This is a genomic window from Roseobacter sp. S87 (genome assembly GCF_055693285.1).
This window is the reverse complement of the sequence record NZ_JBVFTR010000004.1, coordinates 1,295,157-1,315,821: the sequence shown is the minus strand read 5'-3', so window position 1 is coordinate 1,315,821 and position 20,665 is coordinate 1,295,157. Positions and strand designations below refer to the sequence as shown.

Annotated in this window: 16 protein-coding genes and 1 pseudogene; 8 read left to right on the top strand and 9 right to left on the bottom strand. The window is 62.0% G+C overall.

Features of this window, described 5'->3' with window-relative positions; all coding sequences use genetic code 11:
* Nucleotides 1-17 precede the first annotated feature (17 nt).
* Nucleotides 18-3,482, top strand: a complete 3,465-nt coding sequence (gene mfd, locus ACZ1HA_RS07360) for a transcription-repair coupling factor (RefSeq protein WP_472713430.1) — start codon at nt 18-20, stop codon at nt 3,480-3,482.
* A 3-nt stretch (nt 3,483-3,485) separates the two neighbouring features.
* On the opposite strand, the gene ACZ1HA_RS07355 is transcribed toward mfd, so the two are convergent.
* From ACZ1HA_RS07355 to ACZ1HA_RS07345, 3 genes are all read right to left on the bottom strand, one after another.
* On the bottom strand, nt 3,486-4,679 hold the full coding sequence (locus ACZ1HA_RS07355; protein WP_472715300.1) for an MFS transporter: 1,194 nt from the start codon (nt 4,677-4,679) through the stop codon (nt 3,486-3,488).
* Between the two features lie 151 nt (nt 4,680-4,830).
* On the bottom strand, nt 4,831-5,472 hold the full coding sequence (locus ACZ1HA_RS07350) for a DsbA family oxidoreductase (protein ID WP_472713429.1): 642 nt from the start codon (nt 5,470-5,472) through the stop codon (nt 4,831-4,833).
* Nucleotides 5,469-6,983 (bottom strand): class I adenylate-forming enzyme family protein, encoded by a 1,515-nt coding sequence (locus ACZ1HA_RS07345; protein ID WP_472713428.1) that lies wholly within the window; start codon nt 6,981-6,983, stop codon nt 5,469-5,471. The genes ACZ1HA_RS07350 and ACZ1HA_RS07345 overlap by 4 nt, the downstream gene beginning before the upstream one ends.
* A gap of 66 nt (nt 6,984-7,049) precedes the next feature.
* Here ACZ1HA_RS07345 and ACZ1HA_RS07340 point away from each other — a divergent pair.
* Nucleotides 7,050-7,672, top strand: a pseudogene (locus tag ACZ1HA_RS07340) (helix-turn-helix domain-containing protein).
* Here the strand turns inward: ACZ1HA_RS07340 and ACZ1HA_RS07335 are convergent.
* On the bottom strand, nt 7,661-9,484 hold the full coding sequence (locus ACZ1HA_RS07335; protein ID WP_472713427.1) for an extracellular solute-binding protein: 1,824 nt from the start codon (nt 9,482-9,484) through the stop codon (nt 7,661-7,663). The pseudogene ACZ1HA_RS07340 and the gene ACZ1HA_RS07335 overlap by 12 nt on opposite strands.
* 417 nt (nt 9,485-9,901) lie before the next feature.
* Here ACZ1HA_RS07335 and ACZ1HA_RS07330 point away from each other — a divergent pair, with 417 nt between their 5' ends.
* Both ACZ1HA_RS07330 and ACZ1HA_RS07325 read left to right on the top strand, forming a co-directional pair.
* Nucleotides 9,902-10,687: a 3-hydroxybutyrate dehydrogenase gene (locus tag ACZ1HA_RS07330; RefSeq protein ID WP_375227687.1), complete on the top strand. Its 786-nt coding sequence runs from the start codon at nt 9,902-9,904 to the stop codon at nt 10,685-10,687.
* A gap of 57 nt (nt 10,688-10,744) precedes the next feature.
* The gene (locus ACZ1HA_RS07325; RefSeq protein WP_472713426.1) at nt 10,745-11,782 is read left to right on the top strand and encodes a patatin-like phospholipase family protein; all 1,038 of its coding nucleotides are present in this window, start codon (nt 10,745-10,747) and stop codon (nt 11,780-11,782) included.
* On the opposite strand, the gene ACZ1HA_RS07320 is transcribed toward ACZ1HA_RS07325, so the two are convergent.
* The 4 genes from ACZ1HA_RS07320 to ACZ1HA_RS07305 form a co-directional block, all read right to left on the bottom strand.
* Entirely contained in the window at nt 11,783-12,499 is a 717-nt protein-coding gene (locus ACZ1HA_RS07320) for a DUF502 domain-containing protein (RefSeq protein WP_375227689.1), read from the bottom strand. It abuts the gene before it with no gap.
* Nucleotides 12,500-12,587: 88 nt separating this feature from the next.
* The gene (locus ACZ1HA_RS07315; protein ID WP_472715299.1) at nt 12,588-13,502 is read right to left on the bottom strand and encodes a pseudouridine-5'-phosphate glycosidase; all 915 of its coding nucleotides are present in this window, start codon (nt 13,500-13,502) and stop codon (nt 12,588-12,590) included.
* A gap of 5 nt (nt 13,503-13,507) precedes the next feature.
* Complete coding sequence (locus ACZ1HA_RS07310) at nt 13,508-14,401, bottom strand: PfkB family carbohydrate kinase (protein WP_472713425.1); 894 nt, start codon at nt 14,399-14,401, stop codon at nt 13,508-13,510.
* A 48-nt stretch (nt 14,402-14,449) separates the two neighbouring features.
* Nucleotides 14,450-15,253, bottom strand: coding sequence for a DUF4198 domain-containing protein (locus tag ACZ1HA_RS07305; RefSeq protein WP_472713424.1), 804 nt, complete (start codon nt 15,251-15,253; stop codon nt 14,450-14,452).
* Nucleotides 15,254-15,257: 4 nt separating this feature from the next.
* Between ACZ1HA_RS07305 and ACZ1HA_RS07300 the strand changes: the two genes are divergently transcribed.
* Nucleotides 15,258-16,451: a HupE/UreJ family protein gene (locus ACZ1HA_RS07300; RefSeq protein WP_472713423.1), complete on the top strand. Its 1,194-nt coding sequence runs from the start codon at nt 15,258-15,260 to the stop codon at nt 16,449-16,451.
* On the opposite strand, the gene ACZ1HA_RS07295 is transcribed toward ACZ1HA_RS07300, so the two are convergent.
* A complete protein-coding gene (locus tag ACZ1HA_RS07295; RefSeq protein ID WP_472713422.1) occupies nt 16,452-17,075 on the bottom strand; it encodes a thiamine phosphate synthase in 624 nt (207 codons plus the stop codon).
* A 135-nt stretch (nt 17,076-17,210) separates the two neighbouring features.
* Between ACZ1HA_RS07295 and ACZ1HA_RS07290 the strand changes: the two genes are divergently transcribed.
* From ACZ1HA_RS07290 to ACZ1HA_RS07280, 3 genes are all read left to right on the top strand, one after another.
* A complete protein-coding gene (locus tag ACZ1HA_RS07290) occupies nt 17,211-17,969 on the top strand; it encodes an RNA methyltransferase (protein WP_472715298.1) in 759 nt (252 codons plus the stop codon).
* A 63-nt stretch (nt 17,970-18,032) separates the two neighbouring features.
* Nucleotides 18,033-19,184, top strand: coding sequence for a heme A synthase (ctaA, locus tag ACZ1HA_RS07285; protein ID WP_472713421.1), 1,152 nt, complete (start codon nt 18,033-18,035; stop codon nt 19,182-19,184).
* Nucleotides 19,184-20,659, top strand: a complete 1,476-nt coding sequence (locus tag ACZ1HA_RS07280) for a carboxypeptidase M32 (protein ID WP_472713420.1) — start codon at nt 19,184-19,186, stop codon at nt 20,657-20,659. The genes ctaA and ACZ1HA_RS07280 overlap by 1 nt, the downstream gene beginning before the upstream one ends.
* Nucleotides 20,660-20,665: the final 6 nt, after the last annotated feature.

Sequence of the window (20,665 nt, the reverse complement as noted above, 5' to 3'; positions counted from 1 at the left end):
GCCAATTGAAGCAGCCCATGGCTGACACTTCGCATATCACCGTCTCGGGCGTGCCCGAAGGCTTTGACGCCCGGTTCCTGCTGCAGGAACTGGAGCGTGGGGGCCGTCCGGTGATGCATATTGCACGCGATGACAAACGGCTGGCAGCGATGCAGGCGGCCCTGCGGTTTTTTGCCCCTGATCTGCCGGTCTTGGTGTTTCCGGGCTGGGATTGTCTGCCCTATGACCGGGTGTCGCCGAATGCCGATATTTCCGCCCGCCGGATGGCAACGCTCGCGGCGCTGGTGCACGGGATGCCGGACAGGTTTGTTCTGCTTACCACGCTGAATGCGGCCAGCCAGAAGATACCCGCGCGCGATGTGCTGCGGGATGCCGCCTTCACGGCGCGTGTCGGCGACCGGATTGACGAAAAGGCCCTGCGCGCCTTTCTGGTCCGCATGGGATTTGTGCAAAGCCCCACGGTTACCGAACCTGGCGATTATGCTGTGCGGGGCGGCATCGTCGACATTTACCCGCCGGGTGATCTTGGGCCGGTCCGTCTCGATCTTTTCGGCGACGTGCTGGATGGTGCGCGACGGTTTGATGCTGCAAGTCAGCGTACCACCGAGAAGCTGGATATCGTTGAGCTGGCGCCGGTGTCCGAGGTTATTCTGGATGAGGCTGCGATTACCCGGTTCCGGCAGAACTACCGCATCGAATTCGGTGCGGCGGGCACGGATGATCCGCTCTATGAAGCGATCAGCGCGGGGCGCAAGCACCAGGGCGCAGAGCACTGGCTCGGCTTCTTTCATGAACAGCTTGAGACAGTGTTCGATTATCTGCCTGACGCCGCCATTACGCTGGATGATCAGGTCACCCCGACGCGTCTTGCACGCTGGGAAAGCATCGCGGATCAGTATGAAACGCGCCGCCTCGCTATGGCCAACCGCTCGAAAATGGATACGGTGTATAAACCGGCACCACCTGAGAGCCTGTATCTGGACGATGACGCCTGGAACGCTGCGGTTTCTGACCGGCGTGTCCTGCAGCTGGCCGCTTTGCCCCAGGCGACCGGTCCGGGGGTGACGGATGCCGGTGCCCGTATCGGACGGAACTTCGCGCCGGAGCGACAGCAGGAATCTCTGAGCCTTTTCGGTGCTCTGGCCGCGCATGTTAAAGCAAAACTGGATACGGGACCTGTCCTGATCGCCAGCTATTCCGAAGGGGCGCGTGAACGTCTGACAGGTCTGATCGAGGACGAAGGCCTGGCCGAAGCGATCCCCGTACCTGACGCCACGCGCATCGGCAAACGCGGGCTGCATCTGGCCGTCTGGGCGCTGGAGCACGGGTTCGAAGCGCCCGGCCTGACGGTCATTTCGGAACAGGACGTGCTGGGAGATCGACTGATCCGCAGCACCCGCAAAAAACGCCGTGCCGAGAACTTCCTGACCGAAACTCAGTCCCTCAGCCCCGGCGATCTGATCGTGCACGTGGATCACGGCATCGGCCGCTACAAAGGGCTGGAGGTTGTGACCGCCGCCGGCGCGGCGCACGAATGCATCCTGCTGGAATATGCAGAGCAGGCAAAGCTTTACCTGCCTGTAGAGAATATCGAGCTGTTGTCCAAATACGGGCACGAAGAAGGGCTGCTGGACCGGCTGGGCGGTGGTGCCTGGCAGGCGAAGAAGGCACGCCTCAAGGAACGCATCCGCGAGATCGCCGACAAGCTGATCCGGGTGGCCGCGGAACGCGCGCTGCGCAAAGCGCCGGTGCTGGAGCCGCCGCCGGGCATGTGGGATGCCTTCAGCGCGCGTTTTCCCTATCAGGAAACGGATGATCAGCTGCGCGCCATCGGCGAGGTGATTGATGATCTGACCTCCGGCAATCCGATGGACCGTCTGGTCTGTGGCGATGTGGGCTTTGGGAAAACCGAAGTGGCGATGCGCGCGGCCTTTGTGGCCGCCATGTCCGGTGTTCAGGTGGCGGTGATCGCGCCCACAACACTGCTGGCACGTCAGCACTACAAGAGCTTTGCCGAACGCTTCCGCGGTTTCCCGATCAACGTGCGCCAGCTCAGCCGTTTTGTCAGCACCAAAGAGGCCAATGCCACCCGGGATGGCATGGCGCGAGGCACCGTCGACATCGTCATCGGCACCCATGCGTTGCTTGCAAAAGGCGTTCGTTTTCAGAACCTTGGCCTGCTGGTCATTGATGAAGAACAGCATTTCGGGGTCACACACAAGGAGCGCCTGAAACAGCTGCGCACGGACATCCACGTGCTGACCCTGACCGCCACGCCGATCCCGCGCACGCTGCAGCTCAGCCTGACCGGCGTGCGGGATCTGTCGATCATTGGCACACCGCCCGTCGACCGCTTGGCGATCCGGACCTATGTGAGCGAATTTGACGGTGTCACCCTGCGCGAGGCGCTGTTGCGCGAGCATTACCGGGGCGGTCAGTCTTTCTATGTTGTGCCGCGCATTTCCGATCTGCCTGAAATTGAGGAATTCCTTAAAGAACAGCTGCCCGAACTGACCTACGTTGTCGCGCATGGCCAGATGGCCGCCGGGGAACTCGATGACCGGATGAATGCCTTTTATGACGGTAAATTCGACGTGCTGCTGGCCACCACCATTGTCGAATCCGGTCTCGATATTCCCACGGCCAATACGATGATTGTGCACCGGGCAGACATGTTCGGACTCGCGCAGCTCTACCAGATCCGGGGCAGGGTGGGTCGCTCCAAAACGCGTGCCTATGCCTATCTGACAACGAAACCGCGCGCGAAGCTGACCGCCACTGCGGAAAAACGGCTCCGTGTGCTGTCGAGCCTCGATACGCTGGGCGCAGGTTTCACGCTGGCCAGTCAGGATCTGGACATCCGTGGCGCCGGCAATCTGCTGGGCGAGGAACAGTCCGGACAGATGCGCGATGTGGGATTTGAGCTCTATCAGTCGATGCTGGAAGAGGCGATTGCCAAGATCCGTGCGGGCGAGATGGAAGGCCTCAGCGAGGCAGACGATCAGTGGGCGCCGCAGATTAACCTTGGGGTGCCTGTGCTGATCCCCGAAGACTATGTGCCTGATCTTGATGTGCGTCTGGGGCTGTACCGCCGTCTCAGCAGTCTCAGCACCAAAGTGGAACTGGAAGGTTTCGCCGCCGAGCTGATTGACCGGTTCGGTAAACTGCCGCGCGAGGTCAACACGCTGATGCTTGTTGTGCGGATCAAGGCCATGTGCAAACGCGCGGGTATCGCCAAACTGGACGGCGGTCCGCGCGGGGCGACGATCCAGTTCCACAATGACAAGTTTGCCTCGCCCCAGGGGCTGGTCGAGTTCATTCAGGATCAGCGCGGCATGGCCAAGGTGAAGGACAACAAAATCGTTGTCCGGCGCGACTGGAAAGCAGACAACGACAAGATCAAAGGAGCTTTTGCCATCGCCCGTGATCTGGCTGAAAAGGTTGTTGCTGAAAAGAAAAAGCGCAAAGCGAAGGCAGGCTGAGCGTTACTCTGCCGGAACCCGCGCCTCTATCCGCGCCATGTAAAGCATAAGAGCGGTTGCCAGCGTCGCCATGACAAACACCGCACCCACAAGCGGCCGGATCGTACCATCAAAAAGCAACCCGATGGGCGAAGCGATGGCCGCTGCAAGCACCGTTGACACAGCGCCGATCACGCTGGCCGCCATGCCTGCGATGTGGCCCATCGGCTCCATAGCAATGGCGTTGAGATTGCCGACGGTCAGCCCGGCCTGGAAAAAGACATAGGCCTGCCAGACCGCGAAAAAAGCGAACCCCTGCGGGCCGATCCCGCCCGCGCTGATCAGCATCACGCCCGAAAGGCCGATCTGGATAAAAAGCGCAATAGTCACAAGCCGCCGCATGCCAAGTCGCACCACGAGGATCGCGTTCAGCAGGCTGGCCAGCGCGGAGACCAGCGCGATGCCACCAAACCAGAACGGAAAGCTCTCCAGCTTATCAAAGACCTTTTCGTATATCGGCTGGATCAGCATCAGCAGCGAGAAAAGGATCGCCATGCACAGCGTCTGCACGAAAATTGACAGACGCACGACCGGATGGGCGAACATCTGACGCACCGCATCAAAGATCAGGTGTGGCCGGATCGGGCGTCTTTGCGCGACGGGCAGCGTTTCCGGCAGCCGCAGACCCAGCCAGAAGGCCGAGATCAGGGAGAACACGATGAACGCCATGAAAATCCCGCGCCAGCCGCTGAATTCGATGATCACCACGCCCATGGCCGGTGCAAATGCCGGCACCAGCGTGAAAATCATCATGGCAATCGACAGGATCCGGGCCATTTCCCGGCCGGAAAACAGGTCACGGATGATCGCAACAGACACCACGCGCGGACCGGCCGCACCGATGCCCTGCGCGATACGGGCGGCGAGGATCACTTCAAACGAGGCTGAGGCCCAGGCCACCGCGGCAGAGGCGATATAGAGCCCCGCACCACAGAACATGATGGTGCGGCGGCCAAAGGCATCCGACAGCGGACCGGCAAAGAACGTGCCCAGCCCCATGCCCAGAACAAAGGATGTCAGAATGAGCGGCGCCCGCGTCGGATCATCCGGCGTGAGTTCCATGGCAATTTCCGGCAGCGCGGGCAGCATTGCATCAATGGAGAAGGCAATCGTCGCGAACATCATTGCCATCAGCGCAATGAATTCACCCCGTCCCATCGGTATCGGATTTTGCGACCCACTCACCCGTCAGTACCCTGCACACCCGCGCCCGAAATTTGGCGCGCTTTAGCGTCAGAAGTAACCGGAAGTTGAAGTCCGCACAATCACAGAATAGCACAGGCGCCTCTGTAAAGATGCACAGGACCTGTCAGGTGTCGCCGGCAAGTTCCGTTATGACCTTCTTCCACAGCTCAGGTGGCTGAGCCCCCGGCACCGCATGTTTCCCGGCGACGATGAAGGTCGGGACCGAGGAAATACCCATCTGGCGGCTGTGGGCGTCGCGTTTGCGGATATCTTCGGCATCCGCATCTGACTTCAGCAGCTTGGAGACCACGGCCGCATCCATGTCGATACCATCGGCAATATCGGCCAGTACTTCGTGGTCGCCGATGTCCCGTGCGTCGACGAAATAGGCCTGAAACAACGCGCTCACGGCGGCTGTCTGGCGGCCCTCAATCCCGGCCCAGTGGATCAAACGGTGCGCGTCCAGCGTATTCGGCGTGCGCTGCATGCCTTCAAAATCAATGCTGAGACCAGCCGCTTCCGCATGTTCAACCACGGGTGCATAGGCCCGCACAGCACCTTCTTTGCCGCCGAATTTACCTTCCAGATACGCGCGCCGGCCCATGCCACCCGCAGGCATATCGGGGTTCAGCTGAAACGGATGCCATTCAATGGCAAAGGGATGGTCCGGGAAATCTGCCAGAGCGCGGTCAAGATGTGTCTTGCCGATATAACACCACGGGCAGATGGGGTCGGACATGATGTCGAGTTTGATCGTATCGGTCATTCAGGAGCCTTGAATTGGTCACGCAGGGCGCGGCGCAGGATTTTGCCGTTCGCCCCCATGGGCAGCTCAGGCATATGGATAAAGAGGCGGGGCTGTTTGTACCGCGCCAGATGTTTTTGCACATAGTCATGCAGCATCGCATCGTCCAGAGGGGCAGGTGCGGTGTAAAATGCAGCAATCACGCTGGTATCCTCGCGCAGCGCCACATCGGTCACCGCGACACCGGCAATTCCCGGCACTTCCGCCAGCGTGTTTTCCACTTCGACAGGGGAAACGCGGAAGCCGCCCGCGTTCATCATATCGTCATTGCGGCCGAGATAGAAGATCTGCCCATCGTCATCCATGACCGCCTGATCGCCGGTCAGAAACCAGTCGCCCTGCATGCGCGCGGCTGTTGCCTCGGGCGCGTCCAGATATTCCAGCATCAGGCCCGGGTCACTGCGGTGTACCGCGATCGTGCCTTCCTGTCCGCGGGGCACCGGCCCGTCCGGACCCAGCAGCGCAATATGCCGCCCGGGCTGTGCGGACCCAAGCGCGCCTGCCCGCGCCGGGTGCGCAGGAGAGCCGGAAATGAAGGTAGAGCACTCGGACATCCCATAGGCCTCAAAGACCGGTGTGCCCGTGGCAGCCGTCCAGGTCTCTGCCGTGCGCTGTGGCAGCTTTTCTCCCGCACTCAGCCCGTGGCGCAGGGCGGGCAGGGACCAGGCCCCCGCAGTGCGCATCATCTGGCGGTAAACCCCCGGTGCCGCGGCAAAAATGGTGGCGCGCGATCTGGCGATCAGGTCGGGCAGCGCATCGGATGGCGTGCCCGCCGCCGGAATGACCGCCGTGGCGCCGCAGGTCCAGGGATCCATCAGGCCGGTCCCCAGCGTATAGGTCCAGTTGAACGCACCGGCGTGCATCAGCCGGTCGTCCGGGCCCAGCCCGTACCAGCCCTGCATCATCATGCGGCGGCCCAGAATGGCACGATGGGCATGCACAACCGCCCGGGGTGTCCCGGAGGTCCCGGAGGTGAAAATGATGTAGCCCGGACGATCCGGCGGACCCATGTGCCAGTCCGCCGGGGGCAATGCGCGCCAGCTGTGCAGGGTATCGGGCAGGATGACCCCCGGGGCGTCCGGGCAGGCCACCGACGCGTCCCGCAGAATGGCGCCGGGCCGGATCAGGGGCAGAATCCGTGCCACTTCGCCCGCGGTCAGCGCAGACGACGTGGGCACTGGCACCAGACCAGCCGTCAGTGCGCCCAGATAGGCAATCGGAAAATCGACAGTGTTACCCAGCCGCATCAGAACCCGGTCCCCCGGCGCCAGCCCAAGATCCAGCAGCCCGGTCGCGGTGCCGCGCACCGCTGCTGTCAGCTGGCCGTACGTCCAGGTCTCAACGGCGTCCGGTCCGTGGATTTCCAGCGCGGTCCGGTCCACAGACACCCCGGCCTCAGTCAGCACATAGGCTGCCAGATTGAACGGGTCAGGGATCTCGGGCGCACTGGCCTCATGCACGACAGAAAGCATAGGCCACGTGCTAGACTGGCCTTCGGGGCGTTGCAAGCACCCGGCGAGCCTCCTATAGAAATGGGTATGACCGACCGGGACCCCAGAAATCTGATCCGTATCGCGCGCGAAAGCGGGCAGGACGCACAGGCGGTACCCCTTGATCTGGGCGTGCGTGTGCGCGAGCTGCGCAAGGCGCGGGACTGGACCCTGGAACAGGCCGCCCGTCAGGCCGGGCTGGCACGATCGACGCTCAGCAAGATCGAGAACGGTCAGATGTCACCGACCTATGACGCGCTGAAAAAGCTCGCCACCGGGCTGGAAATATCAGTGCCCCAGCTTTTCACGCCCCCCGTCCGGGGCAGGTCAACGGCAGGATGGCCGTCACGCGCACCGGGCAGGGCACGCCCCAGGCAACGGCCACCTATGAGCACGAACTTCTGGCCGATACGCTGACCAAAAAGCAGATGCTGCCCTATCGCGCACGCGTCCGGGCCCGCGAAATGTCAGAGTTTGACGGCTGGGTCCGCCATGACGGCGAAGAATTCCTTTATGTGCTGACCGGTGTCATCCGCCTCTATACGGAATTCTACGAACCCGTTGAGATGCGCCGGGGCGACAGTGCCTATTATGACGCTTCGATGGGCCATAACGTGGTCTCGGTCAGTCAGGAGGATGCGAACATCCTCTGGGTCACCTCACTGGTCTGAGGCCTCGTACCACCAGACATGCGGCATATAGCTGGGACCATCGCCATAGATCGGCAGGTTGTCCGGAAACTTCATTTCGCGGATATGTGCGATGCGCCCTGTGGTGAACTGCCAGAAAGGGATCACGTAGCGGCCAGCGGTCAGCACCCGGTCGAGCGCGCGCACAGCGGAAACAAATTCCTCTGACGATCTGGCCTGCAGCATCGTGTCGATCATTGCATCCGCCGCCGGTGAGGCAACGCCCATCAGGTTGCGCGACCCTTCCTGTGCGGCCGATTCCGACCCCCAGTAAAACCGCTGTTCATTGCCCGGCGACAGCGACAGCGCGCGCCGATAGGTTGTCATGTCAAAATCGAAGTCATTCGTGCGCTCCGTGAACTGCGCGTCATCGGTGGCCTCGATGGTCATCTCAATGCCCAGCCGGTCGAGCGCAGACTGGTATATGTCGGCGATGGCGCGGTTTTCAGCACTGTTCTGTGCGATGAGCAGGGTGAAGGCCAGGGTGTCACCGGCGGCATTTCGCATCACGCCGTCCTGTGGGCTCCAGCCGGCCTCCTCCAGCAGCGCCATGGCCCGCCGGATGCCTTTGCGGTTTCGCAGGGACCCGTCACTGACCGGCAGTTCGTATCCCTCAAGTGTGCCCGGCAGCAGTTCGTCCGCAAAGGGGGCCAGTAGTCCGGCAACCGCCTGGGGTGCGGGTCCCGGCTCCATGGCGAGGGCCGAATTAGAGAAGTAGGAGGTGATGCGCGGCTGCGCGCCCCCCGTCAGTGTGTCGTTGATATACTCGAAGTTGAACGCGTGGATCAGCGCCTCGCGGACCCGCCAGTCATCAAAGGGCGCGCGGCGGCTGTTCATCACGAAACCCGTCATGCCGGATGGTTTGGAATGCGGGATCTCCGTTTTCACAACCTCTCCGCGTTCGACAGCGGGAAAGTCATACTGGCGCGCCCATTTTTCCGCGTTGAATTCGCGCACTGCGGAAATCTCGCCTGCCTTGAACCCCTCAAAGAGCACTGAGGCATCGCCATAGAAATCCAGTTTGATCCGGTCAAAGTTATGCGTCCCCGCCCGGAACGGCAGATCAGCGCCCCAGTAATCAGGATTGCGGCTCAGCTCCACGAACCGGCCGGCCTCATAGTCACTGACAACATAGGGTCCGGTGCCAAGCGGGATGTCACCGATCGGCGCATTGGCGAAATCCCGGCCTTCCCATTGTGCCCGGCTCAGGATGGGGCGCATGCCCGCCAGCAATGCCAGTTCGCGGTTTTCCGTGTTGAAGGTGATCTTCAGGCTGCGGGGGCCGGTCTGGGTGATGCTGTCAATCTGACCGGCCAGCCCGAGGTACCTGGGATGCCCCTGCGTGGCCAGGAGGTCGTAGGAGAAAATCACGTCGTCCACTGTGACCGGTGTACCGTCTGAAAAGAGGGCGTTTTCCCGCAGCGTGAAGGCGACCCAGGAGCGGTCGTCCGGCACCTCAACCGATTCGGCCAGCAGACCATAAAGTGCAAAGGGTTCGTCCCAGCTGCGGCCCATCAGGGACTCGTGGGTGAAAAACCGCAGCTGCCATGGCACGGTCCCTTTGCGCACAAAGGGGTTCAGGCTGTCAAAACCGCCGGTGTTTCCAAGCGTTATGCTGCCGCCTTTGGGCGCATCCGGCCGGGCATAGGGCAGGGACACAAAATCCGGTGGCAGCGCCGGATCACCATACATAGATAGACCATGCTGCGGCTCAGCAACCGCGTGGGTTGTGCAGAGAATCGCCGCGACAATCAGCATACCCGCCCGGATACGGTGGAAAAAAACCGTGCTCATTTTGGAGACAATCCCCTGCTGCCCTTATTTTCATTGCCCATAACCTATCGGTGAATTTACGCGTTATCAAACTTTTAGCTTGGACAGCGGCGTCGGATTGCTTATAAAGAGAACACTGCTCGATAGGTTTCTTGCCTGTATGAAACCTGCCTCAATAACTTAACGCCTGCCTTGTGCAGGCGTTTTTTTTGGCCTGCTGTCTGCAGCGGATCACGATATCGGGCGGGACCGGGTTTCTGCGGATTTCTCATTCACTTTGCAGCTGCAGCAAGGCATGATCACTGCAACGCAGCAAAAAGCACTTTGCGTTTGATTTGAATCGCAACCCGCTGTCTCTCGCTTCGCTTGAACGCGGAACGCGATGCAGGGTGCCTCAGAAAAACGCAAAGTGCTGTAAGACAACCGGGAGAGCGTCACATGGCATTTGAAATCTCACTCAGCGGAAAGACCGCCGTGATCACAGGATCAAACTCTGGCATTGGCCTTGGGATCGCGCGGGAACTGGCGCGGGCCGGCGCGGATATTGTGCTCAATTCCTTCACGGACAACGAGGAAGATCACGCGCTGGCGGCTGAAATCGCAAAGGAGACCGGTGTAACGGCCCGCTATATTCAGGCGGACATGTCCAAAGGAGACCAGTGCAGAGCCCTTATCGAAAAGGCCGGCGTCTGCGATATTCTTGTGAACAATGCGGGCATCCAGCATGTGGCGGGCATCCCTGATTTCCCGGTGGAAAAGTGGGATGCCATCATTGCGATCAATATGTCGTCGGCGTTTCACACAACGGCGGTCGCCCTGCCGATGATGCGCGCGGCGGGATGGGGCAGGGTGATCAACATCGCCTCCGCCCATGGTCTGACCGCATCGCCCTATAAATCTGCCTATATTGCTGCAAAGCACGGCGTGGTCGGGCTGACGAAGACCACCGCGCTGGAAACAGCGAAGGAACCCATCACCGCGAATGCGATCTGTCCCGGATATGTCCTGACGCCGATCGTTGAAAAACAGATCCCGGACACGATGAAAGAATACGATATGACCCGGGATGAGGTCATTGAGAACGTGATGCTGACGCGCCAGCCGTCCAAAGAATTCGCCACCGTCGAACAGATGGGCGGCACTGCGACGTTCCTGTGCTCGGATGCTGCGGCACAGATCACAGGCACAACGATCTCTGTGGATGGTGGCTGGACAGCGCTCTGAGGATTTCATGCCTCCGGCGGGGATATTTCGGGCCAGAAGAAAGGGAAGGTGTCGGTTATGGCGGAAAAGCGTATCAATCTTGCCCTGCAGGGTGGCGGTGCCCATGGTGCCTTTACCTGGGGCGTGCTGGACAGGTTGCTGTCTGAGGAAGACATTCACATCTCAGCCATTTCGGGCACGAGTGCCGGTGCGCTCAATGGTGCCGCGTTCAAGGCCGGGATGATTGAGGGCGGGCGTGACGGCGCGCGGGCGCGTCTGGACTGGCTGTGGCAGGAGGTTGGCGCGCGGCCGGACATGCACATTCCGCAGTGGATGACGCCGTTTTCGCTGGGGGATTTCTCCACGGCGCTGGAATATTCCTGGCCCGTGATGGCGTCAGAGGCCTGGTCGCGGATGTTTTCGCCTTATTCTTACGGGCCGTTTTACCGCAACCCGCTGGAACCGATCGTCAGTCAGCTGAACTTTGACTATGTCTGTCAGGAAAACGGGCACGGGCCCTGTCTGTTCGTCTGCGCCACGCGGGTGCGCAATGGCAAGGTGCGGGTATTCAAGGACAGCGAGATCAGCACGGAGGCCATTCTGGCCTCTGCCTGTCTGCCCACGGTGTTTCAGGCGGTCGAGGTTGAGGATGCCGAAACCGGCACTGTCGAGGCCTTCTGGGACGGAGGGTACACCGGCAACCCAGCGCTGTTTCCGCTCTTTCACGGCAATCTGCCGGACGACATTCTGGTGGTAAACATCAATCCGCTGGAGCGGACGGAGATCCCGCGCACTGCTCAGGCCATTCAGAACCGCATCAATGAGATCAGTTTCAACTCATCCCTTCTGCGGGAACTGCGCGCGATTGAATTCGTTCAGCGGCTGCTGGAGCAGGGCACGCTCAGTACGGATCAGAAAAACCGTGTGCTGGTGCATATGATCGCCGATGATGCGCTGATGAACGAGCTGTCGGTTGCGACGAAACTGGTGCCGACGCCTTATACGCTGGCGCGGCTGAAAGAGGCCGGGCAGCGCGCAGCGGATGTCTTTATTGACCAGCACAAAGAGGATCTTAACCTGCGCAGCACGGTCGATCTGCCGGCGATGTTCGGCTGACTACATCTGCCCGGGTGGCACTGACGGATCTTTGTCGTTCGGATAGACGAGGCCTGCGGAGATCACCAGTTTGGCTGCATCCTCGACGGTCATTTCAAGTTCGATCACGTCCTGCTGCGGCACGAAGAGCAGAAACCCGGAGGTCGGGTTGGGTGTGGTTGGCAGGAAAATACTCAGCATCGGACTGCCGTCATTGGCCCGTGCGGCAATCTCGCCCTTGGTATTGGTCGAGATAAACCCGATGGCCCAGATGCCCTTGCGCGGGTATTCGATCACGCAGGCTTTCTCGAAAGAACGTTCCGACTGGGCGAATACGGTCTCCGAAATTTGTTTGATGCCCGAATAGATGGTGCGGACAACCGGCGTGCGTTCCACCAGGCTTTCTGCGAAGCGGATCATGGACCGGCCGATGATACCCTTGGCCATCCAGCCGACGATCACTGTGAAGATCAGGAAGATAATTACGCCGATACCGCGCACGTTGATCTGCACAGAAGGGTCCAGCCCCAGCAGATCCTGGATCAGGCGGTCCGGCTGATAGGCGCGCGGCACCAGCGGCAGGACAAATCCGTCAATCCAGCCCACAACGGACCAGATCAGCCAGATCGTCAGCCCCACAGGTGCGATGACAACCAGGCCTGTCAGAAAGGAGGCGCGGAGACTGGCGAAAAGGCTGCGGCGGGACGGGGGCGTTTCAGGATCGAAGGGCGTGTTCATTCAGGTTCCAACGGATGATGCACTGGATAGTTAGGCGCTTTGGCAGTGCTCCACAATGGGCGGGGTGCACCTGGAGTTCCTCTTGTGATCAGGCGTTGCGGATTGTGCTCAGTGCCTGGGCGATCCGGGCGGCAAGACGGGCATTATTCCGAACCAGCGCGATGTTTGCGGTCAGGGAACGGCCTTCGGTCAGCTCAAAGATACGCTGCAGCAGATACGGGGTGACGGCCTTGCCACGGATGCCATGTGCATCCGCGTCGGCCTGGGCCTGGGCAATCACCGGGGCCAGGTCAGCGGCCGGGATTTCGTCTGCAGCGGGCACCGGATTGGCAATCAGCTGTCCACCGGGCAATCCCAGCAGACCACGCATGTGATGGGCGCGCGCAATGTCTTCGGCCGTGTCCATGCGCAGGGGCGCGCGCAGCGGCGAACCGGCGCTCCAGAATGCGGGAAAATCATCCTGCCCCACGGCAATGACCGGCACGCCCTGGGTTTCCAGCACTTCAAGCGTTTTATCGACATCGAGAATTGCCTTGGCCCCTGCTGCCACGACACTGACGGGGGTCTGTGCCAGTTCCATCAGGTCCGCGGAGATATCAAAGCTGTTTTCAGCGCCACGGTGCACGCCGCCGATACCACCGGTGGCAAAGACGTCAATCCCGGCCAGACGGGCGGCTATCATCGTCGCGGCGACGGTTGTGGCCCCGGTCCCCCCGGTGGCCATGCAGGCGGCGAGATCCGCGCGCGAGAGTTTTGCCACACCGCGCGCCTGGGCCAGCGTGTCCAGCTGTTCAGGCTCCAGGCCTGCGCAGAGCGTGCCGTCCAGCACGGCCATGGTTGCGGGCACGGCACCCGATGCGCGGATGTCATTTTCCACCTGGCGCGCAACCTCCAGGTTCTGCGGAAACGGCATACCGTGGGTTATGATGGTGCTTTCCAGCGCTACAATCGGTTTGCCGGCAGTGATGGCGGCAGCGACTTCGCTGCTGCGAATGAAAAGCAGTTGGCTCACAGGTGTGTTTCTCCGGATACATATGCGGCTGCAGCGCCAAGCGCGCGGGTGAGGGCGGTGTCACGGTCGGCACCCTCCGCCTCGGCAGCGATATGGGCCGCCATGAAAGTGTCACCGGCGCCGGTGACGCGGGTCACCAGAACCTGGGGTGGTTTGCGGGTGATCAGGTCCTGGCCGGACCCTTCGGTAGCATCATTGCCGCCATCGGTCACCAGAACGCGCGACGCGCCCCGATCGAGGAGACCGCGCGCTGCCTTTTCTGAACTGTCAAAGGACTGCTGGCACAGATACCCGGCCTCTTCGAGGTTCACATAGAGCGTACCACGCCCAGAGCGGACAAAGGGCAACAGGCGTTCTGCTTTGCCCGGTGATGCCGGTGCCACCCGCAGGTCGGCCTTTGCCAGCAGCGGGCTGGCCGCAATGTCGCTGAGCAGATCAAGCGTCAGATTGCCGTCCAGTGCCACGGGTCCCGCATAGGGCGCGTCCGGGGTCGCAACCCTGCCATCTGACAGCGGGCTGAGGATGCGCGCCCCGGCGGCCTCCAGCGAATGGGCGTCCGCAATGGCCGCAATCAGACCATTGGCGCCCTCGACGGCCATGTAGACATCAGTCGGCAGGTCATCGGAGCGATACACATAGTCGGTCACCAGACCCCGCGCGATACATGCCGCGATCAGTTCCTCACCCTCGGCATCCCGGCCGATGGCCGTCAGCAGTCCCGGGGTCAGCCCGAACCGTGCCAGCGTCATCGCAATGTTCATGGCGACACCACCGGGCAGACGGGTAATCCGGCCCGGTACATCCGACCCCTGACGCATCACACTCGCCGAGCGGCCGATCACATCCCACAGGACAGAACCGATGCACAGAATGTCGGGGTTTTTGCTCATGACTGCCTTGTGACGGGGAACGCGGGCCGGATCAAGAGCGTCTTTGCCTTACTCCGGCACGCGGAAGGTCAGCGCCGCCCAGAGCGTGCGCCAGACCGGTGCGTCCGGATCGGACCCCGCGCCCTCTGCCTCGCGCAGCACAACCGCATCCAGCAGATATTCGTGGCCTGCTTTCACGGGAACGGACGCGATGCCGTCGCCGTCGGTGCGCGCCAGTGTCACCTCAACGACGCCCGCCGGATCACGCGTGAAAATCTCAACCTGTGCATCCGGGCGCGGCGCGTCGTTATAGAAAACCTGCACCCGCATCGGGCCTGCGAAGCCATCGGCATAGGGATTGTCCAGTGCGACGATCTCCGTCTCCAGCCCGAACTCGCGGTCCTGTCCGGATCCGTCACCGGCTGCAATCAGCGCTTTGACATGGCGGGTATAGCTTTCGCGGAATTTCTCCTTCGACCAGCCCCGCGCGTCATGGGTGGCTGCAGCATCGGGAAAATCCTTGTGCGCCGCGAATTTCAGGAACTTCTCCCATTCGCGATAGGTCAGCCGCGCGGGCGTGGTTTCATGCAGTACGACCATCAGACCATCGCCGGGCGCCTGCATGTTCAGAGCCGGATAGTCACCGGGGCGTCCCTCCACGGGCACGATCGTATCACCGGCGGCGATGTCGAACCGGGTGAAGTTGCTGTCGAACCATCCCAGCGCAGCCCCTTCGAAATTTTCGCCGTTGCGGAGGTTCGCGGTGATCACATCTCCGCTTTCGACTTGATATTCTTCAGGTTCAATCCAAAACTCGTGCGCAACGGCCGGAAGACCCGCGACCACCATCACCAGACCGAAAAGACGTTTCATTACCATGCTCAGGACCCTTCTTCGCTGCATCGTCAAGCTGATGCTTTTTGGTTTCGTGTCAACTCACTTCCTGGTGGGGCAGGCGCGGGATGCAACCGCGCACGAACTGATCCCCACAGTGGCCGACCTGTCCGTGACGGATGAGGCAGAGGTGACGCTGACCCTGCGCATGAATATTGAGGCCTTTCTGTCGGGCATTGATCTCGACAATGTGGCGGACACGGACGACACCGAAGGCTCAGATGATTATGACACGCTGCGGGCCATGGACATACCGGACCTGCAGGCGCGGTTGCCGGAACTGATCACACAGTGGAACGCAGTGCCGCTGGCCGAAGCGGGCGATGCACTCCGGTTCGCGCTGCGCAGTGTGGAAACGGAAACGCCCGCCGATTTTGAACTGCCCCGCATTTCACTGGTGGAACTGGTGGCCCCGCTGCCGGAGGGTGCAGCTACGGTCACAGTTAACTGGCCCGCAGGGTCCGGCGCTATGGTGCTGCGCCAGCACGGTGTCGCGGAACCCTACACCGGCTATCTGGCCGGCGGAGACAGCAGCCCGGCCATCAGCTTTGAGGGCGGCGGCGCGCAGACGCCGGGCGAGGCATTCATGGCCTATGTGCCCGTCGGGTTCGACCACATTCTGCCAAAGGGCCTCGACCACATTCTGTTTGTCCTGGGGCTCTTTTTCCTCAGCACACGCTGGCGGCCGCTGCTGTGGCAGGTCACGGCTTTTACGCTGGCCCATACGGTCACGCTGGCACTCGGAGCGCTTGGGTGGGTCACGCTGCCGGGCAGTATTGTGGAACCCCTGATCGCGGCTTCCATCGTCTATGTGGCCGTCGAGAATATTTTCCATCAGGGGCTCAGCCGGTGGCGGCCCGCGGTCATTTTCGGGTTCGGGCTGCTGCACGGGCTGGGGTTTGCTTCTGTGCTGGGCGACTTCGGGCTGCCCGATGACCAGTTCATCCCGGCACTGATCGGGTTCAATGTGGGCGTGGAACTGGGGCAGCTGACGGTGATTGCGCTGGCCGCACTCCTGCTGGTTCTGTCGGCCCGGCTCGCGCGGCGCATGGCGCTGGACCCGGCGGAGCAGGCGGCAACAACCTATCCTGTGGTCTTCCGCTCGGTCTCGATCCCCGCTTCGATCCTCATTGCGGTCACCGGTGCCTGGTGGAGTGTTGAGCGGGTTTTCTTCTGATCAGCCCATCGCGGCGATCAGATCACCCAGCGCTGCGGCCGGGTCCTCCACGCCCCAGATTTCATCGCCGATGCCAAAGAAATCGGTGTAACCGGCCAGCGCCCGTACCAGATCGGTGGTCAGGCCCCCTTCGGCCACAACCGGGACTTCGATCATTTCGGACCACCATTCAAACAGCGCCGCTTCGGCAAAGGACCCATCGCCGAGGGCGGATGCCTGCACAGGCCCGAAGCTCACGTAATCCGCACCGGCTTCTCCGGCGGACATGCCGTCATGCCGTGATGTCCCGCAGAAAGCGCCGACAATTGCGTCATCGCCCAGGGCCTTGCGCGTGTCCCGCACCGAGCGCGCCGCGTCCGTCAGGTGCACACCATCCAGCCCAAGCCGGTCCGCGAGCATCGTATGCTCGTCCAGTACCAGCGCGATGTCGCGGGCATGGGTCACTTCGCGCAGGGCATCTGCCGCCCGCGATATGCGGTCCTCATCCCGGCTGGCCAGCGCCAGGCGCACACAGGCCACCTCATGGCTGTCAAGCGTACGCGCCAGCAGGTCAGGAAAGGTGCTCAGCTCAAACTCCGGCGGGGTGATCAGGTAAATCTGCGGCAGTTCGGGCGTGTCATCCATGGGTCTTGTCCTTGAGGTCGTCTGGCACTGATCAGTAGCCTCCGGCGCGCCAAAAGGAAAACGATTATGCCCGGCGCCCCACGATTTCAGCGTCAGGGCGTTGCAGACGCGGGCCTGAGCGCCTATCAGGCCGCCATGTCAGATGCAGTTGAAACACCCCGTACTCCGGCTTTCGTGCTCGTGCGCCCGCAGATGGGCGAGAACATCGGTGCCGCGGCCCGTGCCATGCTGAATTTCGGGCTGGACCGTATGCGCATTGTGGCGCCGCGCGACGGCTGGCCGAACCAGTCCGCTGTGGCGATGGCCAGCGGTGCTGGCCGCGTGCTCGACGCCGCACAGCTCAGTGATGATCTGGCAGGCAGCGTCGGGGACTGTGCTTTTGTCTTTGCGACAACCGCCCGGTCGCGCGATCTGACCAAACCTGTCATGAGCCCCGAAGCCGCTATGAAACTGGCCGCCGAAAAGATCGCCGAAGGCCAGCGCGTGGCGGTGCTCTTTGGTCCGGAACGGGCGGGCCTGGAAAACGAGGACATCGCGCGGGCCAACGCCATCATCTCGGTGCCGGTGAACCCGGAGTTTCCCTCGCTGAACCTCGCGCAGTGTGTTCTGCTGACAGGCTACGAATGGATGCGCGCCACGGGTGGTGTCACGCACGATGTGACCGAAATGGCCGGCACTGACTGGGCCGAAGGGATTGAGGTCGAACGTCTGGCACAACACTATGAGGAACGGCTGGACGATGCCGGTTTCTTCTTTCCCGAACACAAATCGCAATCCATGCGCACCAACCTGCGGAATATGTGGAGCCGCATGCCGCTGACCCGCGCCGATGTGCAGATGCTGCACGGCATGCTGCGACAGATCATCCGGGGCAGAGGCCGCGACAATCAGTGACGCTGGACCTCGCCTGCACACGGGCTTAGGTATACCCGCAACATGGTCAGATAAGGCACCGGGATGAGCAGCAAGCGCAACATCTTCGAAGAAGTCGGCAGCACCGCCGACACCCGCCCCGCCGCAACGCCGGGGCTCATTGATAAAGGCCGGACAGGTGCGCGCGGGGCGATCCGCGTCTGGCTGATGATCCTCTTTGCACTGGTCTTTGCCATGATTGCCGTGGGCGGGCTGACCCGTCTCACCGACAGCGGTCTGAGCATCACCGAATGGCGCCCGATCACCGGCGCGCTGCCGCCGATGTCAGAGGCCGAATGGCAGTCTGAATTCGAGAAATACCGGCAGATCGACGAATGGCGCATCCAGAACCAGTGGATGCAGATGGCTGATTTCAAAGTGATTTACTGGTGGGAATGGGGCCACCGGCAGCTGGGCCGCGTGATCGGTCTCGTGTGGGCTGCGGGCTTTGTCTGGTTTGGCATCCGCCGTAAAATCCCGCCCGGCTGGACACCCCGGCTTTTTTGGCTCGGCGTTCTGGGCGGGGCCCAGGGCGCAATCGGCTGGTGGATGGTCGCCTCTGGCGTGACCCAGGGCGAGGGCATGGTGGATGTGGCCAGCTACCGTCTGGCGGTGCACCTCGGACTGGCGTTCGTGATCCTTGGCTTCATCTCCTGGTACGTCATGGAACTGGGCCGCAGCGCACAGGACCTGATGCAGGCGCGCCGTGCGCGCGAACGCAAACAATGGGGCATGGCCACGGGCCTTTTGCATTTCACCTTCCTGCAGATCCTGATCGGCGCGCTTGTGGCCGGGATCGACGCCGGGCGCAGCTATACCGACTGGCCCCTGATGGGCGGCCAGTTCTTCCCGGCCAGCGCCATGGTGCTTGAACCCGTCTGGCGCAACTTCTTTGAAAGCCCCGGCCTTGTTCAGTTCATCCATCGGATCACCGGCTATGTTCTGCTGGTCTTTGCCGTGGTCGTCTGGCTGCGCGGACGCCGCTCGGCGCACCCGAACACGCGTTTTGCTTTCAACGCTGTGATGTCCGCCATGTCGCTGCAGATCGTCCTGGGCATTGTGACGGTGCTCTATGCCGCCCCGGTGCATATCGCGATCTTCCACCAGCTGCTGGCGGTTGTCGTCTGGGTGCTGATCCTGCGCGCCCGTTTCCTGAGCGGCTATCCCGTCGCTACTTCCCTGAGAGGGTCTTCCTGATGAGCACCTACGCTGACCTGCTGGCCTTTACCCGCGAAACCATGGCGCTGTCCTCCGTCGCGGGGCGGCTTGGATGGGACCAGGAAACCATGATGCCGCGCGGTGCGGCAGAGCAGCGCGGCGAGGAGGTCGCAGCCCTCGAATCCGTCCTGCACGCGCGCCGCACCGACCCGCGCATGGGGGACTGGCTGGCCGCCGCAGAAGAGGTCCAGACAGACGAAGTCCCCCGCGCACAGCTGCGTCACATCCGGCGGACCTGGGAACGGGCGTCGAAAATCCCCGCCGACCTCGCATCGGAAATCGCGCGTGTCACCTCTGTGTCGCAGGGCGTCTGGGCCGATGCCCGCGCCAGTGACGATGTTGCAGCTTTCGCGCCAACGCTGGAAAACGTGATCCGCCTGAAACAGGAGGAGGGCGCCGCGCTGGCACAGGGGGGCGATGTCTATGACGCGCTGCTCGCGGATTACGAACCCGGCACAACGGCTGCCGAACTTGAGGCAATGTTCGGCGCGCTGCGCCCCGAACTCAGCGCCCTGCGCGCCGCTGTGCTGGACGCCGAACCGCCAGCAGAGATCACCGGCACCTTTGATGAGGCCGCGCAGTTGCGCCTGTCACAGAAACTCGCCGAAACCTTCGGCTATGACATGGCACATGGCCGTGTCGATAAGGCCGTGCACCCCTTCAGCTCCGGCTCGGGTCTTGATGTGCGGATCACCACACGCACCAGCGAAACCGATCCGTTCAACTGTTTTTATTCCACGATCCACGAGGTCGGCCACGCCTGTTACGAACAGAACATCAGCCGCGATTACCTGCTGACACCCCTGGGGCAGGGCGTCTCGATGGGCGTGCACGAAAGCCAGAGCCGCATCTATGAGAACCAGCTGGGCCGCAGCCGTGCTTTTACCGGCTGGCTCTACGGCCAGATGCGCGACGCCTTCGGTGACTTCGGCATTCCCGACGCGGAGAGCTTCTATGCCACCGTGAACCGCGTGAACAACGGTTTTGTCCGGACCGAAGCCGACGAGCTGCAGTACAACCTCCATGTGCTGCTGCGCTTTGATCTTGAACGGGCGCTGATGTCCGGTGATCTGACCGTCGGCGATCTGGAAGCCGCCTGGAATGACCGGTTCGCGGCGGATTTCGGCTATGCGGTGGACAAACCGTCAAATGGGGTGCTGCAGGATGTGCACTGGTCCGTGGGTCTCTTCGGGTACTTCCCTACCTACAGCCTGGGCAACGTCTATGCCGGCTGCCTGCATGAAGCCCTGCGCGGGGCAGTACCGGATCTCGATGACCAGCTGGCACGCGGGGATACCTCGGCGGCCACCACATGGCTGGCGCAGAACGTCCAGACCCACGGCGGCCTCTATGAACCCCGCGACGTGATCGCCCGCGCCAGTGGCCGCGTCCCCTCCGAGGCCCCGCTGCTGTCCTATCTCAAAGAGAAGTTCTCCGGCATTTACCGGCTGTAAGGCGTG

Bases quoted from the DNA above. Each gene is read 5' to 3' on its own strand.
- mfd (WP_472713430.1), top strand. From the start codon at position 18: ATGGCTGACACTTCGCATATCACCGTCTCGGGCGTGCCCGAAGGCTTT.
- ACZ1HA_RS07305 (WP_472713424.1), bottom strand. From the start codon at position 15,253: ATGAAACGTCTTTTCGGTCTGGTGATGGTGGTCGCGGGTCTTCCGGCC.
- ACZ1HA_RS07320 (WP_375227689.1), bottom strand. From the start codon at position 12,499: ATGAACACGCCCTTCGATCCTGAAACGCCCCCGTCCCGCCGCAGCCTT.
- ACZ1HA_RS07295 (WP_472713422.1), bottom strand. From the start codon at position 17,075: ATGGATGACACGCCCGAACTGCCGCAGATTTACCTGATCACCCCGCCG.
- ACZ1HA_RS07350 (WP_472713429.1), bottom strand. From the start codon at position 5,472: ATGACCGATACGATCAAACTCGACATCATGTCCGACCCCATCTGCCCG.
- ACZ1HA_RS07345 (WP_472713428.1), bottom strand. From the start codon at position 6,983: ATGCTTTCTGTCGTGCATGAGGCCAGTGCGCCCGAGATCCCTGACCCG.
- ACZ1HA_RS07325 (WP_472713426.1), top strand. From the start codon at position 10,745: ATGGCGGAAAAGCGTATCAATCTTGCCCTGCAGGGTGGCGGTGCCCAT.
- ctaA (WP_472713421.1), top strand. From the start codon at position 18,033: ATGAGCAGCAAGCGCAACATCTTCGAAGAAGTCGGCAGCACCGCCGAC.
- ACZ1HA_RS07280 (WP_472713420.1), top strand. From the start codon at position 19,184: ATGAGCACCTACGCTGACCTGCTGGCCTTTACCCGCGAAACCATGGCG.
- ACZ1HA_RS07310 (WP_472713425.1), bottom strand. From the start codon at position 14,401: ATGAGCAAAAACCCCGACATTCTGTGCATCGGTTCTGTCCTGTGGGAT.
- ACZ1HA_RS07335 (WP_472713427.1), bottom strand. From the start codon at position 9,484: ATGAGCACGGTTTTTTTCCACCGTATCCGGGCGGGTATGCTGATTGTC.
- ACZ1HA_RS07330 (WP_375227687.1), top strand. From the start codon at position 9,902: ATGGCATTTGAAATCTCACTCAGCGGAAAGACCGCCGTGATCACAGGA.
- ACZ1HA_RS07290 (WP_472715298.1), top strand. From the start codon at position 17,211: ATGTCAGATGCAGTTGAAACACCCCGTACTCCGGCTTTCGTGCTCGTG.
- ACZ1HA_RS07355 (WP_472715300.1), bottom strand. From the start codon at position 4,679: ATGGGACGGGGTGAATTCATTGCGCTGATGGCAATGATGTTCGCGACG.
- ACZ1HA_RS07300 (WP_472713423.1), top strand. From the start codon at position 15,258: ATGCTCAGGACCCTTCTTCGCTGCATCGTCAAGCTGATGCTTTTTGGT.